Consider the following 243-nt stretch of genomic DNA (forward strand, 5'->3'; position numbering starts at 1 on the left):
GAACCTGCACTGGGGAAAAATATTTCTTTTATAATTGGTGTCCTTTGTGGAGGACTTATATTTGGTACAGTAGCAGGGTTTATCTCTATGGTTCCTTACATGATGAAAGATGTACATCAACTAAGTACTGCTGCAATTGGCAGTGTGATTATTTTCACTGGAACAATGAGCGTTATTATCTTCGGTTACATTGGTGGATTACTTGTTGATAGAAAAGGTCCATTGTACGTGTTAACCATTGGA

Annotated in this window: 1 pseudogene; it reads left to right on the forward strand. The window is 37.4% G+C overall.

Annotated elements, in window-relative coordinates:
* Positions 1 to 243 (forward strand): annotated as a pseudogene (locus AWV70_RS22505) (tetracycline efflux MFS transporter Tet(L)); the annotation flags it as partial.

Source organism: Sporosarcina koreensis (genome assembly GCF_001531445.1).
In the GTDB taxonomy this organism is placed as follows: domain Bacteria; phylum Bacillota; class Bacilli; order Bacillales_A; family Planococcaceae; genus Sporosarcina; species Sporosarcina koreensis_C.